Here is a 16799-nt window from a genome sequence, read left to right as displayed (position 1 = left end):
CCTATAGGGCTTTTATTTTCAACTACCTATTTTAAATAAAGTCTACTCCTTTTAAATACGGCATTATATATTATAACTAGTAAAAAACTTCACTAGGAATTTAATTTACCTTGTGAAATCATTAATATTAAGAGACCTAAGGCTATAAACAGCTGTGAAGGTGATAATCTAAGTGAGGTATAAAATGAGACGAAGTTCTGTTAATCGCTTCAAAAAAATTGTTAAAGTTCTTGGGTCTTATGGCTTTGGATATATTGTAGACTCTAAGCTTAATAAACAAAATAAACTCCCTGAAAATTTAAGAAAAGCCTTTGAAGAACTTGGCCCTACTTTTATAAAGATTGGACAAATATTAAGTACTAGGCCAGATTTATTACCGCCTGATTATATAAGTGAGCTTTCGAAACTCCAAGATAGAGTCCCTCCAGAAAGCATCGAGACAGTAAAAAGAGTATTTTTCGATCAATTTTCAATATCAACAACGGAGTGCTTTAAAACCTTTGATGAAAAACCTTTAGCTTCTGCATCTATTTCTCAAGTACATAAAGCAACTTTAAAGGATGGTCGCCAGGTTGTAGTAAAAGTGCAACGACCTGATATTGCTGAAAAGATGAAAACAGATATTTCTATATTGATTCGCATAGTAAAGTTCACTAAAGCAAAATTCGCTGATGCACTAATTGACCCAGAAGAAGCGCTTCACGAAATCCTTTTAACAACTGAACTCGAACTTGACTTTAACAACGAAGTTGAAAACATGGATAAATTTAGAGATTTTAATAAAGATATAACATTCTTATACGTGCCTTATGTTATTCACGATTTATCAAGTACTAAGGTTATAACCATGGAAAGAATTTATGGTTTTAAAGTCGATGATAAAAAAAATCTTTTAATTGGGCATTATGATGTTAATGATTTAGGTAAAAAATTAGCTTTATCTTATCTAAAGCAAATCCTACAAGATGGATTTTTTCACGGCGACCCACATCCTGGAAATATATTTATATGTGAAGGCAAAATTTGTTTTATTGACTTTGGAATTATGGGTAACCTATCAAGTTCCATAAAATCAACATTAAATGATATGATATCGGCGATTGCGCTTAATGATATAAATAAAATGATTTCCGCTCTTTTAACTATAGGCATAAGAAAGGGATATGTCGATAGAAATAAACTCTATGAAGATTTAGATTATCTTATTGTAAATTACCTTTCAACTTCTTTAAATAATATTCAAATTTCTGTTATGCTTTCTGAAGTTTTTGATATAGCTAGGCAAAACAATATTCGCCTGCCTCGTGATTTTACACTTTTAATAAGATCTCTTGTAATTTTAGAAGGAGTAATCGCAAGCATAGCTCCTGATATAAAAATAATTGATATAGCTATCCCTTATGTAAAAGCTAATAATAAATTTTCTATATTAACTAATTTAGATTTTAACACTTTACTTATCCATTCATATTCATTTATTAAAGATTCATTTAGACTTCCCTCAAAAATTATAGAATTATCTGACAGCTTAATAAGTGGAAGGGCTAAACTACAGCTTGAACACAAAAATTTAAGCACTCCTATAAACGAGTTAAATAAAGGTATAAATAGATTGGTTTCTGCCCTTATTATTTCTTCTACGATTATAGGATCTTCAACAATTTTAAATTCTAATATAGGTCCTAAAATATACAACGTAACAATTATTGGCATAACTGGTTTCTTAAGTGCAGCCTTCATGGGCTTTTGGTTATTAATTTCTATAATAAAATCTGGTAAATTATAATAACAAACTACAATCCTATTAAAATCGAGGTGTTTTTATGATTAAATATTACAATAGAAAACAAAATAAATATGAGATCGAAAAAGTAGCTGGTGAAAAATATTTAAATTGATCTTATTCCTCTCCTTCCGGCAAAGGGCTAGTTGAATTACTACTTAAGAAAAAACTTTTTTCGAAATTATACGGTTATTATTGCGATACAAAAATGAGTTCTAAAAAAATCAAGAGTTTTATTAAGGTACTTGATATTGATATGTCTATGTATACTAAGAGTTATAATGAATATTCATCTTTTAATGAGTTTTTTATAAGGTCATTAAAACCAGGTGCCCGAATAATTGATAAAAATGATAATATTTTAATATCACCTTGTGATGGAAAAATATCTGCTTATGAAAATATTAACTTAAATAAAATAGTTCAAATTAAAGGCTTTACATATTCACTTAAAGAACTACTACAAGATGATAAAATATACAGTTTATACAATGAAGGGACATGCTTAATCTTTAGATTATGTCCAACTGATTATCATAGATTTCATTTTATTGACAATGGAATATGCGGAGGTACTACTAAAATAAAAGGTCATTATTATTCTGTAAATCCCGTTGCTCTAAAAAATATAAATAAATTATTTTGTCAAAATAAAAGAGAATGGAGTGTCTTTCACTCAGATAATTTTGGCGATACTATCTATATTGAAGTCGGTGCAACATGTGTAGGTACAATTATTCAAAGTTACAGCAAGGACTCAAAAGTTATAAAAGGAGATGAGAAAGGGTATTTTAAATTTGGTGGCTCCACTGTAATTATACTATTTAAGAAAAATGCTATAAAAATTGACGATAATTTGTTAATTCAAACACAATTAGGTTTTGAAACTGCTGTATTAATGGGTGAAAAAATAGGACTGAAATAATTTTTCAGTCCTATTTTTATTACATTTTAAATTTCGAGATTATATTTCTTAATTTTTCTGCACTAATTTTGTTACCACTAGTAGTATTTTTTATTGCTTCCGTTTCGTTTACAATATCGACGCTCTTATCTGATATCTTAAATATACCTTCTGCGCCTTCATTAACCGTACCTGCTACTTGATCTATTGCAATTGAAATTCCATTTATTGATTCATTTAAATGTTTCGCTGTTTCATCAAATTCCTTCATAAATTTATTAAAATTCTCTGCATCATCTGTATATTCTTTACCCGTGCCCATAATAATTTCATAATTCAAAGAAACCTCTTCATCCATAAAATTCAACATTTTAAGCGAACTAGCGGATAGATTTTTTACAGAATCACTTACCACTTTAACTACATTTTGAATATTAGCTGCTGTATCTCCGGATTGCTCTGCCAGCTTTCTAACCTCATCTGCCACTACAGCAAATCCTCTTCCTGCTTCTCCAGCCCTAGCAGCTTCAATCGCCGCATTTAGAGCTAATAAATTAGTCTGGCTAGTTATATGGAGTATTGAAGTTGCAAGCCCATGTATTTCTTCAACTGCTTTTGAATCATTTATTGCAGCCTCTAACTTGTTTTTTATATTACCATATATTTTATCCGTTTCTTCCTTAGAACCAGTTGTTCCCATTGTAATTCCCATTGCTTTTTGAACAATGTTTTGTGCTATACTTGTTCCTTCTGACGCCTTCGCAGCTATTGAACTAACCATATTTTTCATTTCTCCTGAAGAAGCTGAAATTTCTTGTGCTGTCGCCGCAGTTTCTTCCATTCCAGATGATAATGTTTTGGTTTCACTAGAACTTTCTTCTGCCTTAATTTTTAATGCATTCGCAAGTTCTTCAACAGAATGTTCATTATTACTTATATTTTCTGATGCTTCTATTAAATCCTTTACAACATCTTTTAATGTTTTTCTCATATTAACTATAGTCCTAGCTATATCTCCAAACTCATCATTGATTAGAGTTAAATTTTCTATATCCTCGTCATCACTTAAATCCAATTTAGAAGTTTTATCAATTAATATTGTTACCTTTGTTAATGGTTTTATTAATAACCTTGATAAAACTATACCTATTAATATAGAAATTATAATTACAATTATTGATATTATATAAACTCCATTTGCCAATTGATCCACTGCTTGTCTTATCCCATCTTGATTTGATATTATTTGTGATGACTTTATATAAGTAAAAATAGAAATTGTCATCATAGATATAGCTATTAGTATTCCGAAAAATAAAGGTATTTTTTTTCTTATAGACATACCCCTTTTATTATCTTCGCTTTCCTGTTTTTCTACAACATCCGAATGTTTAACACCCATTATGTCCCTCCTCCTTTATGTTTAATTGAACTTTAAAAATATTCTTGAATACATATTAACATATAATTCATACTTTGTAATATACTTTCTGATACTTTATTAAATATATACTATAATATATTTATCGAGTATTTGTTATTACTACTTGAGTTCTTTAGGTTATTTTATCTAACATAAAAATACCCCGTGGAGTATTTTTTTAAGAAAATCTACTCCACGGGGTATATATTATAGTTTAAGTGCACTTTTTATTTAATTGTAAACTCTATCTTCTTTTTCTTCTTCCTCTTCCTCCCATACTGCACTTGGTCCTCTTAAATAGGATATAAATGCGGCTAGTAAACTAAAAACAAAACAAAGCGTAAATGCTGTTCGAAGGCCTGTAATAAATTGACCAGTAGCAATTCCTTGACCACCTACTTGTGATCCAACGAAGAGTGCTTGCATAGCATCAGGTGATATACTAGATGAAATAATCGCCATGCAAATTGCAATACTGAGTACCATTCCAGCATTAGTTAGCATTGTACGAAGTCCAGCAGCTATGCCTCTCTTATCTGCAGGTACACCTCCCATTATTGCACTTGTATTTGGTGCAAAGAACATTCCTGATCCAAATCCCATAATTGACATCCATATAATAAGTTCAATAATAGGTGTGTCAGGCTTTATAATCATAAGCCCTGCAAGTCCTACAGCGGAGATAAGAAGTCCTACTGAGCTTAAAATCCTTACACCATATTTATCTGATAACCACCCACTAAATGGTGACACAATCATCATAGCTATTGCGAATGGTGATAAAAGTATCCCAGCAAGCATTGGGTCCACTCCTTTTACTCCTTGTAAGTAAAATATTAATAAAAATGTTACTGCTCCTCTTGCAACACCATTTAGAAAATTAGCTGCAAATGCAAATGCAAGTACTCTAGTTTTAAGTAACCTTAAATCAAGCATAGGAGCCTCGACTGTATTTTCTATTTTAACAAACAATGTTAAAAGGATAATTGCTACTAAAAATAATGTTAATACATAAATATTAAACCATCCACTAAAACCACCTAAAGTTAATGCTGTTAGTAGTGCAAGCATCCCTGCTGAAAAAGCAACTGTACCATTTATATCAAACTTTTGTTTTTCAAAAGGTACTTTTGTCTCTTTAAGTTTAAACGCTGCCCAAAATGTTCCGATAATACCTATTGGGATGTTAATATAAAAAATGCTTCTCCAACCAATACTTATAAGAAAGCCTCCAAGTATAGGTCCAGCAACTGACGCCACGCATATTATCATGCTGTTTATTCCAAGTGCCTTTCCAAGTTCTCTTTTAGGGAAAGCATCTGCAACTATTGCAGTACTATTTGCCACCATTAGAGCTCCTCCAACCGCTTGGATCATTCTAAATACCAAGAGTTGAAGTCCCGTTTGAGAGATTGAACATAAAATCGATGTTAAGGTAAAAACTGCGAATCCACTGACATAAAGTTTTTTCCTGCCCACCATATCTGCCATCCTTCCAATTGAAGGAACCAATATTGTCATTACAAGCATGTATCCCATAATAGTCCAAGTAACTATACTCATACTTGTGTGTAAGTCTTTCATAATAGATGGAAGTGCTATAAGCAATGTACTTCCACTAAGAACTGAAAAGAGAGCCCCCAGTGTAGTACATGATAGTGCTGTCCATTTGTAGTCGATTTTTTTCATTAAATTATTCCTCCTGTTTTGTTCGATGAAATTCTTCAAGTTTTTTTAGAGCTATTTTAAATTTTTCTTTAGATTTACCAAGTGAAAGCTCTTTTTCTTCGATTGATGTTATTTGTTTTTTAATAAGGTTTATAGATTTATTTATCATAATATCATCTTTTAAGTTTTCTTTGAAAATTCGTTTAAAGTCTTTTTCTAAATCTAGAATAACTTTAACATCATTTAAACAAAATCCTAGGCTTTCTCTTAGATCCTTTATTCTATTAATATTATCAATGTCTTCTTCGCTGTATAATCTATAAGAAGCATCTGTTCTCTTAGGGATTATAAGTTCCAATTCTTCATAATACCTTAAAGTTCTTTTTGTAAGTCCAGTAATAGTCGCAACTTCTTCGATTTTATAATATTTTGTATCCATAATTCACCCCCGATGAAGTATATTACTCTACTATAACCTTCACGTCAAGGATACAGTTTTATATTAAAACCTTTACTTGTGAGTTTTCAAAAAACAATTAAACCCAATAACTATTGCAGTTACTGGGTTTAATTGTTTTTCTAGTGTTTCTTTTAGATTTATTATTAAGCTATATTCCCATTATCAATCTATCCTCACCTAATATATGATCTATAAGCCAGTTAAAGATAACCGCTAGCAAATCTTCTATAGCTTCCTGTTGGTCTTTGTCGATATCAACTAAACGCATTTTGTGTATTTTATCAATAAATTCAGTGTGATCTCTCTTTTGATTTTCATACCCAGAATAATTGATTTCAAGCATATATTCTTCTTCACACTTAAAATGGTATATAGTATACCTTTCTAAATCTTCTATTATTAAATTTATATCATCATATTTATCAACCTTTAATCCATTTTCTAATAATAAATAAGCTTGATTTCCTATATCAAACAAATGTTTATGTTGAACATCAATTATCTCCATTCCAATTGAAAAATTATCCTTCCAAACTAACATATTCAATTCCCTCCAGACATAATTTACAGCCATTTAAATTGAATTTATAAAAATCTTCGCTGCTAATTACATTTTACTATATTCTAAAATCGAATATGTATTTATAATATATGATATATTAAGCATAACTGTCAACATAAAACTATATTAGCAAAAATGGAACAGCAAAATAAAATTAATTTGATTATACTATAGTTAACACATGGTTGAAGGAGTGATTCCAAATGAAATATAAAAATGATATTTTTATGTGTATTGAATAACATTTTGTTTAATAAATAAAAAATCACGCTAGGATTAGCGTGATTTTTTTATTAAATGTATGATTTCCTGTGTTATTTCTTATCTTTTTTAGACAATATCTTTAAACCTATAAGTAATCCGGCCCCAATTGTAGATGCAATCCCTGTATATATTGCTACTTTACCTGGATTTGCTTTAATCTTAGGTGTTTTAACTTCATTGTGATAATCTTCCATAAAATTTTCATACTGTTTCTTGTTGATATTTCCTACACCTATACCCATAACTTCACAATTCATTCCTGCAAAATAGTTAATTTTTTCTGTTATGTAACAATTAAATGCATGTATTTTCTCAGGTGTTGAACTTCCATCATTCCATAATTCAACTCCAAATAACTCTTCATATATAAATTGATGTTGAAAAATAACTAAAGAATAATTACCTCGTTTTGAGTGACACACACTAGTATATCCGTTTTTTGCAATTAAATTGTCAATATCTCCTTTGTATAAAACTAAAATGTTGCTAGATGAATTTTCACCCTTGATCTTATCAAATAATTCTCCACCATCAAATGAATAAAATAATTCAACAGTAGTTATATTATTCTTCACTAATGCTAGTTTAATTATATCTATATACGAATCAATATATTTTATATCTTCTGGAGTTTTATTTTTATAATCATTTATTACATTTTGAGTTTTTTTATTAAATATGCCTTTAATAAATCCCATTTAATACACCTCTCTTCTTCTATTTAACTTTTGTTAGTCTTATTAGTTTATCATATATATTGCCCTCTTTGTTTGATTAACATAACATATATTTAAAAAATCTCATAAAACAATCTACTTTTATAAAAACAATAGCCCCATATCTAATGATATGGGGCCATTTGAATGTAATATTTAGAAATTCTAACTACAAATATCTTGCTTATCGTTTTCACTAACACGAGCTCTAAGAGTAGCTTCAATCTCTTCAAGAGAACGGTTACGTGTTTCAAACACCTTAGATTTAACAAACCATATTGAAACAAAACAAAGGACACCATAACCTATGAACAAACTACCAGTCCCAAAGAAATTCAGTAATGGAGGAAATGTTAATGATACAATCATGTTAGCACCCCAATTAATTACACTACTAAATGAGTTGCCGAGTCCACGAATATTTAGAGGGAATACTTCACCAATCATCACCCACATTACAGGTCCCCAAGTAGCTGAGAAAAACCCAATATAAACGGTTAATGCGATAACGCAAATAATTGCAGCAGTTAATGATCCATGAGAGAACTTCATTGAAAAACTCATAATTAATAATGAAGTTCCCATTCCAATAGACCCATAAATCAACATCTTTTTACGATCAATTTTATCCATTATCATGACAGCTACAACAGTAACAATTACGTTAAAAATCCCAATTCCGATGTGAGCAAGTAAAGCCGCTTGAACACCAAATCCGACCTCAGTAAATATAGTTGGTGCATAGTAAAGAACTGTATTACAACCCATAACCTGTTGGAAAATAGCTAGCCCAACACCAATAACCAATGCTGGTCGAACAAATTTACCCAGTAATTCTTTAATTCCTCCACTTTTCATTTCAGCTTGTTTCTTAATCTGGACAAGTTCATTATTAACAGCACTTTCATTATGTTTATTCATTTGTTCTAAGACATCTCGGGCCTCTTCAAACCGACCGTCTTTAACTAAAAAACGAGGGCTTTCTGGCAATACAAGACCTCCTAGGAAAAGAACTGCGGCCGGAATAGCAGCAAAGCCAAGCATCCAACGCCAACCCGTATACAAATCAGAGAAACTATAGTTAGTTATATAAGCTAATAAAATACCACTCATTACCATTAACTGGAACAAACTTGACACAGAACCACGTTTTTCTGCAGGTGATAATTCTGCTAAGTATGTTGGAATTAAGGCAGATGAAGCACCTACCGCCATACCAAGGACAATACGTGATAAAATCAATGTAAAAAGCCCTGGTGAAAATGCTGATCCAAGTGCACCAACAAAGAAAATAATCGATGATAGTAAAATCAATTTCCTACGTCCATACTTATCAGACATTGGTCCAATAATCGCAGCACCTAGAACAGCCCCTAGTAATACAGAACTAACAACCCAGCCTTGTTGCCATGAATTAAGATGCATTTGTTTTTGAATAAACAGAATTGCACCTGAAATAACTCCTGTATCATAACCAAACAAAAGTCCACTAAGTGCACCGAAAACATATATTAGAGTATTGCTAATTTTTCTTTTTCCCTTCACCAGAACCATCTCCTACTTTTTTATTTAATTTAACTTATTTGCAAATTTATTGTCTCATGGCTTTGTAATTATTAAACGTTTTCATTACAAATTTAGTATACCACTTAAAATAAACTTTTTCAATGCACTTTAAAAAGTTTTTAATTTAAAATAAATAGTTAATTAATAAGATGTGAATACGGTTGATGCAAAAAAACAAGGATACCCACTTAATATGAATATCTTTGTTAATCAATAATATCTACTGCGATTAAACTACTACTATTACCACTAATTTTATCCCAGGGCTAAAGTACATCCGGTGTTATGTTCAAATGTTTCTTTTATTTTAAGAAATATAACATCATCTATATTTTCACACTTTAAGCTAACTTTTAAAGCAGTTTCATTAAAAGCGGGATTCTTTTTTAATTTAACATCATTTTTATCACATAACTGTAATACTAAATTTATAATGGCATTTTGGTTAACAGAAGTTGATATGATTATATTCCAGGCTAATATTTCTGATAACTTTTCAAGTTTATCAAAATATTTTTTTCCAACAACCGGAGAAATAAAAGTAAGCTCTATATATTTTCCAATGTGATTATACTTTATACTTTTTTTATATGGCTTAAATTCCTCATACATAAATGCTTCATCAATAAGTTCGAAAGCTTTGTTTTGTTCTAGTGGAGCGGTGCTATATTCACTAAACATACTGCTATTATCAGTAACCTTAGAATTTGATAAAATGTTACCTTCACTTTGAATCAATAAATCCACACCAGTAATATGCTTAAAATCTTCTAATTCTGTGGTGATTTCAAAAAAAGATTTTAGCGTTACTATAATTTTATTTTCTTTAAGATGGCAAGATATTTTTTTTATATCAGCCTCTTTTAATAAGTTTCGTATAAGTTTGTCAGAAGAATTAAGATTTATTTGATCATTTATCTCAATCTTCCACCCAGTTTTTCCTTCAAGTGTTTTAATAACTTCATGGATAGACTTATCTATTGTTTTAGGAAAATCAAAATACAAAATTGCTTTTCTTTCTTCTTGATTTAGTCCTAGTTTTTTGTATTCATAGGAGCTTAAACTTTCTGAAACAAGATCGGTTATTTCGTTGGCTTTTAATGATTTAGGTAATAAATCGTAAGTTACATCTTCAGGCGTTCTAGCCTTAAACAAGAAAAGTCTTCTTAAATCACTTTCAAAATAAGGAGAATCTAAAAGTTGAACTCTAAAATTATCTACTTCCAGGGCTTTAAGAATTTTTGTACCACTCCATATGAAAGTTAATTCTTCAATAGTAAAAAATTTATCCATATATTTTTCACGAACAAAACTCCATAATAATTTAAAATTTTCTTTATTTAGTTGATTCTTTGATTTCATTACAAAAGGGATTTGTTTGCTTAATTGTCGTCTTGGAGCTTTAACTTCTATATCAAATCCCTCGCCAGATTTAGGTGCAAAAAGCTTACCACGGATTTCTCTTGCAGCTTCCTTTGCAAATGTATTAATAACTTCACTATCACCATGTACTAAAAACACATTATCAGGACTTAGTTTTGCTATGAGAGCTTGAATTTCACTTTTGTCTCCATGAGCAGATAGTCCCACTCTTTCTACTCTGCATATTACAGGAACTATTTTACCATTTATTTCTAAAACTCTATCTTCCTTGTCAGTTTCCAGCAAATTTAAAAGTCTTCTTCCAGGTGATTCTTCATCTTGATATCCAGTTATAACTATATAGCCATTCTCTAAAGCAGCAATCTTCTGCGCATAATATTGGCTAGGTCCTCCTGTAAGCATACCAGAGCTGGATATTATAACACAGCTATCCTCGCTTCCTAAAATGGTTTCTCTTTGCTCCTTATTTTTTACTTGTATAATATTATCATCATAAAAGGGCTCCAGACCTTTTAACACCTTTTTTCCTAAAGTGTTTTTAAGGTACAATGGATTGAATTTGTAAACCCTGTTAATATCATTAACCATACCATCTATATATATATTAACTTTTTTTAATTTCTTAGAATTCATCGCTTTTTTAAGTATAAGTATAACTTCCTGTGCGCGACCTAAGGCAAAGGCTGGAATTATCATTTTTCCGTTAGTATTAATGCAATCACTAACAATATCTATAAGACGATTTTCCTCAATTTCTCTATTTGAATGTAGTTTATCAGCATAAGTTGATTCGAAAATACCGATATCTGGTCTTAATCTAGGAATTTTTGCACCTTCTACTGATTTTTGAGAAAATAATGAAAAATCACCACTATAAAACAATGAGCCTTCATTGCCTTGCAAATATACGCAGCTTGCTCCTGCTATATGTCCAGCATTATAAAATGTAAGTTTTAAATAATCAAAAATTTCAAAATCGACTTCATAATTTATAGTAAAGATTCTATTTAACATATCTTCTACATCTACTTGCGCATAAAGTGGGATTTCAGCATCTCTGTTATTCATTATTTTGAGACTATCGTATAGTAATACTCTTACTAAATCTTTAGTCATATTATTCATATATACTCTAGCATTTGGATATTCTTTACTTATCATAGGCAAACTGCCTATATGGTCCAAATGAGCATGGCTAATTATAATAGCGTCTACTCCACCCGTTTCTTGAATTGTCCTAAAATCAGGTAAGGGATCTTTTGAAGCACTTTGACGTATGCCCGAATCCATTAATATGTTCTTATTGTCAATCTTAAATAAAATGCAGCTAGCCCCAATTTCATAGGCTCCACCTAAAAATGATAGTTTCATATTAAGACACTTCCTTCTTATGTATAAATAATTATTTTCATAATATCATAAGGGCTAGTTAATAACAAATTACTTTAGATTTATTGATAATGTAAAAAAATAAGGATACTCACTTAATCCGAGTATCCTTATTAATTAATAATATATGTTATTTAATTGTTATAACCACATCATCTGTAGTCGTTAACGCTTCTAATGCAGTACTTTTACATTCTCATCGCACTTAAAAGACATGGATTTTAAATTCTTACTTAAATCTATAGTTGTTAGTTTATTATCCGTGCAATTTAAACTAGTCAATGCTGGATCTACATTTAATTTTGTTAGTTGATTCATACTGCACTGTAAAATATCTAATGATACATTTTTACTTACATCTAAAGTTGTTAGCTTATTACCCCAACAAGATAATGCAATTAATGCTGTATTCTTACTTACGTCTAGGGTTACTAGCTCATTATTTGAACAATTTAATTCAGTTAATGATGTAAAATACTCTAATCCGCTTGAACCGCTTACCTCAGCACCAGACAAATCTAATGATTTTATGTCTTTAACATCAGACTCAAGTATTGGCGAAGGAGCAGTTTTTCCTATCTTCGAATATACAATGCTCTTAAAATTATCATCCGTAAACTTACTCGTTATATCTGTCTTATCAATAATAGGTGTTGCTACAATTAGTGTAGCTGATGCCGTTACATTATCTGTATTAACAATTCCATCTACCATTGTTAATGTACCTGTAAACGTAAATTGTCCTGCTACTTTCGTGCTTGCCACTTTATCCCAAGTTACGACAAAGTCTTTAGTTGTATTATCAGCTAAACTTGCGGTTACAGTTGCTGGTAATGTATAACTATCCCCTATGTTCTTCGTCGTATTTTTAATCTTATTTACTGACATAACTGACAATGCCTTATCTACAAATTTAAGTGTATTACTTTGACGTGTATTACTATCAGAATCAGTAGCTGTAATAGTTATTGATGCATATTGTGTCAAATACCCTACATCTCTCAATCCTGCTCCGGCCAATATGCTTATGGTGATTGTACCCTTTGAAGCGCTAATTGCACCTATTGTACTTTTCCACTTAATATTTGATGCTAGTGAATTTTCTGTTATATCTACCCCATATTGATCAAGTACTTTGTATGAAACATGACCATCTCCTGGCCAAAATCCACTAGAAGAATTAGTTGCACCTACAGGAATAGGAGGATCTACAATAACCTTATCACCTAATATTTCAATTTTAGATACTTTCTGTTTTGTAACAGCTACTGTACTTGATCCAATATCAATAGTGTTATTCATTCCACCAACTGTATAAGTACCTTCTGGTAAGTTATCTTTATAAGTTAATGTAGCTTCTGTTTTAGCATCATTCCATGTAGTAACCATTGTCATAGACGTCGCTTCTCTTTTAACTGTAAAAACAACTTTGCTTGTATCAGCTACTTTACCATTAAATGTTTCTTTAAGTTGGTTAGCAGAAATAGCACTTACTTTTGCCGATGTAGCTACCGTATTTGTATTTGTATCTATATCAGAAGCAGCAAAATTAGTTGTACCTGATGAGCTTTTATAAGTTACTGCTGGTATGAGGCTTGCAGCTACTTTTGACCCTTTAATATTGTCAATCCAGTCTCCGTTATAATCTTTAAAATAAACTGATCCACCATCGAGCATTGCAGCACTGATTTCAGAAGCATTTGCAGAGTTATTAGCATAAGTTAAGTCAAAAGCCTTTGTTCCTATTACTATAGTACCCGTAGGCATTGCAGCAAAAGCTGAGAAAGACGTTGATCCTGCTATCATTAATGCAACTAGAACTGAGCTTGTAATTTTTTTATTCATATATTTCTACCCCCTATTATTTTTTTTAACACTATTTAAATATTTCAATGTATCTCATCGATTCAATTTCTAAAAAAGTTCTTTTTAAAATATGAACTGATATTTTTTATCTCCCCCTGTTATATACGTTATTTTTACAATATAGTTTCATTATTCCATTAATACCGTTATAAGTATAACTAAAACAATGAAACAAAACTTGCTGATTATCACTAATCTCATTTTGCCTTATATATTTGTTTAAGATCTTAATAATTATATGCTATTAACTTTTTCTATAACTTTAAAACTTTTTATATTAAAATATGTTATTAATAGTATAATCAAGTAATTAAGTAAATTTAGGAGGCTTTTTTATGATTTTATATTTTAGTGGTACAGGTAACAGCCGTTATACGGCACAGGCCATTCAAAAGATAACTAATGATGAGGTAGTCTCAATGAATGAGCTGATAAAAAAAGGAATCAAAGTGTCCCTTCGTTCCCATGAGCCTTTTATATTTGTTACTCCAACCTATGGATGGCGTATACCAAAAGTTGTTGAAGCTTTTATTCAAAATACAGACTTTAAGGGAAGCTCTCATGCGTATTTTATTTTAACCTGCGGCACAGATACTCATAATGCAGTACATTATGTAAGGAAGCTATGTAATAAAAAGAAGTTTGATTTCATGGGCTTTTCAACGGTTATTATGCCTGAAAATTATATTGCTATGTTTGAGGTACCTGATAAAGTTCAGGCGGCTTCCATTATAAAAAAAGCACTTCCACAAATCCTTGCCATTGGAGAGCGAATTAAACAACGTCAGTTCCTCCATGTGGAAAAGGTAACCATTTATAGCAGATTTATAAGCAGATTTATTAATCCTCTGTTTTATATAACCTCCGTTAGCGCTAAAGGCTTTTACGTTACCAATGCATGTGTTGGCTGCAAGAAATGCGTTGATTTATGTCCTCTGAATAATATTAAAATGGAAGGGAATAAACCTAGCTGGTTTGGTAATTGTACCCACTGCATGGCCTGTATCTGTGCCTGTCCTAAAGAAGCCATTGAATACAAGAATAAATCAAAAGTCAAGCCGAGATATTACAATACTGGATATTTACAGTCATAACATACTTTTACTACCAATTTACAAAGGTCAGATACATCAGCCGCAGATAAACTTGAAAATTTATTTAATAAAAAGGAACAAAATAAAAAGCAGAGATACTAAAATCTCTGCTTTCTTTTCATATTCTATAGTTACTTTTGTATTTTATTGTATCAATAAACACCAATCTGATATTCATCCTGTTTTATCAAAAAAAGTGATAGGCACCTCAATTTTTTGAGGTGCCTAATATCATAGTCATACCAATGTATTATCAAGATTTATTTGTATTAGAATTTTGTAAAATTGGTATGTACTATAAATCAAATCTAAATTTCCTTGAATTGCTATCGTTGCTAGAGCCTTCAACCAGCTTGAATGAAAATAAATGTTATTATAAATACTCCATGAGTGGACTCTTATTATCACATTGTTTTATGTAGAATTGTATTTGATTCTATCTTTTTCAATTAACCCTACGACCATACGTAAAGTCACTATTTAGTGACTGGATTCTAATTACAGCACCTGAGTGAGGTGCATCTATCATTTTACCGTTTCCTATATATATTCCTACATGATGAGCCGGCGTCCCGAAAAATACCAAATCACCTGGTTGAAGATCATCTCTAGATATAAGTTTTCCTACATTTTGTTGCTCTTGCGATACCCTTGGTAATGTTACCCCAAAATGTGAAAATACATATTGTGTGAATCCTGAGCAATCAAAACCCTCTGGGCTTATCCCTCCCCATACATAAGGAACTCCAAGAAAACTTGAAGCATATTCTAAAATTGGATTTGAAGTAAATACAACAGAATTTCTTATTTTTTCTTGTTCAACTTGGTCTGTTAAATAGGTAGAACCTTCATTTCGTACTGTCTTGTGTATATTACGATTACCTTTTATAGATACATTAAGAATTTGTCCTGCAATAATCAAATCATCCCATTTATTGTTAGCTTTCATTAAATCATTTAATGATTCCCCATGCGCCTGCGCTATTAAAGATAAACTATCCCCACTTTTCACAGTATAAGTATTATTTGTTAGTGTAGTCGCAAATAATTTTGCTGTTGTAATTTCTAAGATACCAATTGTCAGTATTGATGTTAATAATATATATCTAAAACTTTTAAACTTAATCATTATATCCCCCTCGTGTTTTTAGTAATTAATTATTATCAAGCACATTGCAATTTATTTAATAAGCTTTTATATGTTTTCTACTTCGAATTATCCGAATCCACTTCCCTAACTTTAAAATAATATGTTATTATTCCTCCAATAACAAATATAAATAAAGATAACAATATAATACTTGCCTCAAAAATTATATTTAAAATATTTAGTACTTCCATCTCCTGCATATAGATCATCTCCCAAATAATTCCTATTAGAGAGTATGTCCAATAAAATATTATTTACTCATGGTTTTAACCATATTTTATTTTTATAATCTATCTCGGAATGTTACTAGACTATTATTTGACTACACTAAGCCCAACTTAATATAATTCATATTATATAATAACTTTTCAAATTTATATTTATAACATAATAAAAGAGATAAGCTAATAGCCTATCTCTTTAGTCAAATTCTTAAAACTCAAATATATTAAAGTTTTCTTTTAATTGAAAACTGAACCTGTAAGCTTTTGCAAAACACTTTAATATTTTTGTAATAACCATATTTTAGGGCAAAACAAAAACCCTTCAAACTTAGTGTTTGTAAGGGTTT

At 30.5% G+C, this 16799-nt stretch carries 11 protein-coding genes and 2 pseudogenes; 3 read left to right on the top strand and 10 right to left on the bottom strand.

What is annotated here, in order from left to right; all coding sequences use genetic code 11:
* Positions 1-184 precede the first annotated feature (184 nt).
* Together A7L45_RS00185 and A7L45_RS00180 are read left to right on the top strand one after the other, a co-directional pair.
* Positions 185-1786 carry an ABC1 kinase family protein gene (locus tag A7L45_RS00185; protein WP_071614804.1) on the top strand — a complete coding sequence of 534 codons (1602 nt, stop codon included), beginning with the start codon at positions 185-187 and terminating at the stop codon, positions 1784-1786.
* Positions 1787-1823: 37 nt separating this feature from the next.
* Positions 1824-2708, top strand: a pseudogene (locus A7L45_RS00180) (phosphatidylserine decarboxylase).
* Between the two features lie 19 nt (positions 2709-2727).
* Here the strand turns inward: A7L45_RS00180 and A7L45_RS00175 are convergent.
* The 8 genes from A7L45_RS00175 to A7L45_RS24155 all read right to left on the bottom strand — a co-directional run bounded on the left by A7L45_RS00175 (position 2728) and on the right by A7L45_RS24155 (position 13963).
* Positions 2728-4089 carry a methyl-accepting chemotaxis protein gene (locus A7L45_RS00175; RefSeq protein ID WP_071610933.1) on the bottom strand — a complete coding sequence of 454 codons (1362 nt, stop codon included), beginning with the start codon at positions 4087-4089 and terminating at the stop codon, positions 2728-2730.
* Positions 4090-4341: 252 nt separating this feature from the next.
* Positions 4342-5799 carry an MFS transporter gene (locus A7L45_RS00170; RefSeq protein ID WP_071610932.1) on the bottom strand — a complete coding sequence of 486 codons (1458 nt, stop codon included), beginning with the start codon at positions 5797-5799 and terminating at the stop codon, positions 4342-4344.
* 4 nt (positions 5800-5803) lie between these two features.
* Positions 5804-6217: a MerR family transcriptional regulator gene (locus A7L45_RS00165; protein ID WP_071610931.1), complete on the bottom strand. Its 414-nt coding sequence runs from the start codon at positions 6215-6217 to the stop codon at positions 5804-5806.
* A 169-nt stretch (positions 6218-6386) separates the two neighbouring features.
* Positions 6387-6779: a bacteriohemerythrin gene (locus tag A7L45_RS00160; protein WP_071610930.1), complete on the bottom strand. Its 393-nt coding sequence runs from the start codon at positions 6777-6779 to the stop codon at positions 6387-6389.
* Positions 6780-7114: 335 nt separating this feature from the next.
* Entirely contained in the window at positions 7115-7762 is a 648-nt protein-coding gene (locus tag A7L45_RS00155) for a hypothetical protein (RefSeq protein WP_071610929.1), read from the bottom strand.
* 183 nt (positions 7763-7945) lie between these two features.
* Positions 7946-9334: a sugar porter family MFS transporter gene (locus tag A7L45_RS00150; RefSeq protein ID WP_071610928.1), complete on the bottom strand. Its 1389-nt coding sequence runs from the start codon at positions 9332-9334 to the stop codon at positions 7946-7948.
* A 267-nt stretch (positions 9335-9601) separates the two neighbouring features.
* Complete coding sequence (locus A7L45_RS00145) at positions 9602-12100, bottom strand: MBL fold metallo-hydrolase (RefSeq protein WP_071610927.1); 2499 nt, start codon at positions 12098-12100, stop codon at positions 9602-9604.
* A gap of 192 nt (positions 12101-12292) precedes the next feature.
* A complete protein-coding gene (locus A7L45_RS24155; RefSeq protein ID WP_071610926.1) occupies positions 12293-13963 on the bottom strand; it encodes a leucine-rich repeat domain-containing protein in 1671 nt (556 codons plus the stop codon).
* Positions 13964-14319: 356 nt separating this feature from the next.
* Between A7L45_RS24155 and A7L45_RS00135 the strand changes: the two genes are divergently transcribed.
* Complete coding sequence (locus A7L45_RS00135) at positions 14320-15078, top strand: EFR1 family ferrodoxin (protein ID WP_071610925.1); 759 nt, start codon at positions 14320-14322, stop codon at positions 15076-15078.
* A 445-nt stretch (positions 15079-15523) separates the two neighbouring features.
* On the opposite strand, the pseudogene A7L45_RS00130 reads toward A7L45_RS00135, so the two are convergent.
* A pseudogene (locus A7L45_RS00130) lies at positions 15524-15853 on the bottom strand (C40 family peptidase); the annotation flags it as partial.
* A gap of 431 nt (positions 15854-16284) precedes the next feature.
* On the bottom strand, positions 16285-16428 hold the full coding sequence (locus tag A7L45_RS23020; protein WP_169829548.1) for a hypothetical protein: 144 nt from the start codon (positions 16426-16428) through the stop codon (positions 16285-16287).
* Positions 16429-16799: the final 371 nt, after the last annotated feature.

Source organism: Clostridium estertheticum subsp. estertheticum (genome assembly GCF_001877035.1).
Lineage (GTDB): Bacteria > Bacillota > Clostridia > Clostridiales > Clostridiaceae > Clostridium_AD > Clostridium_AD estertheticum.
Note: the sequence above shows the minus strand (reverse complement) of the source record. Positions and strands in the feature narration are given on the sequence as shown.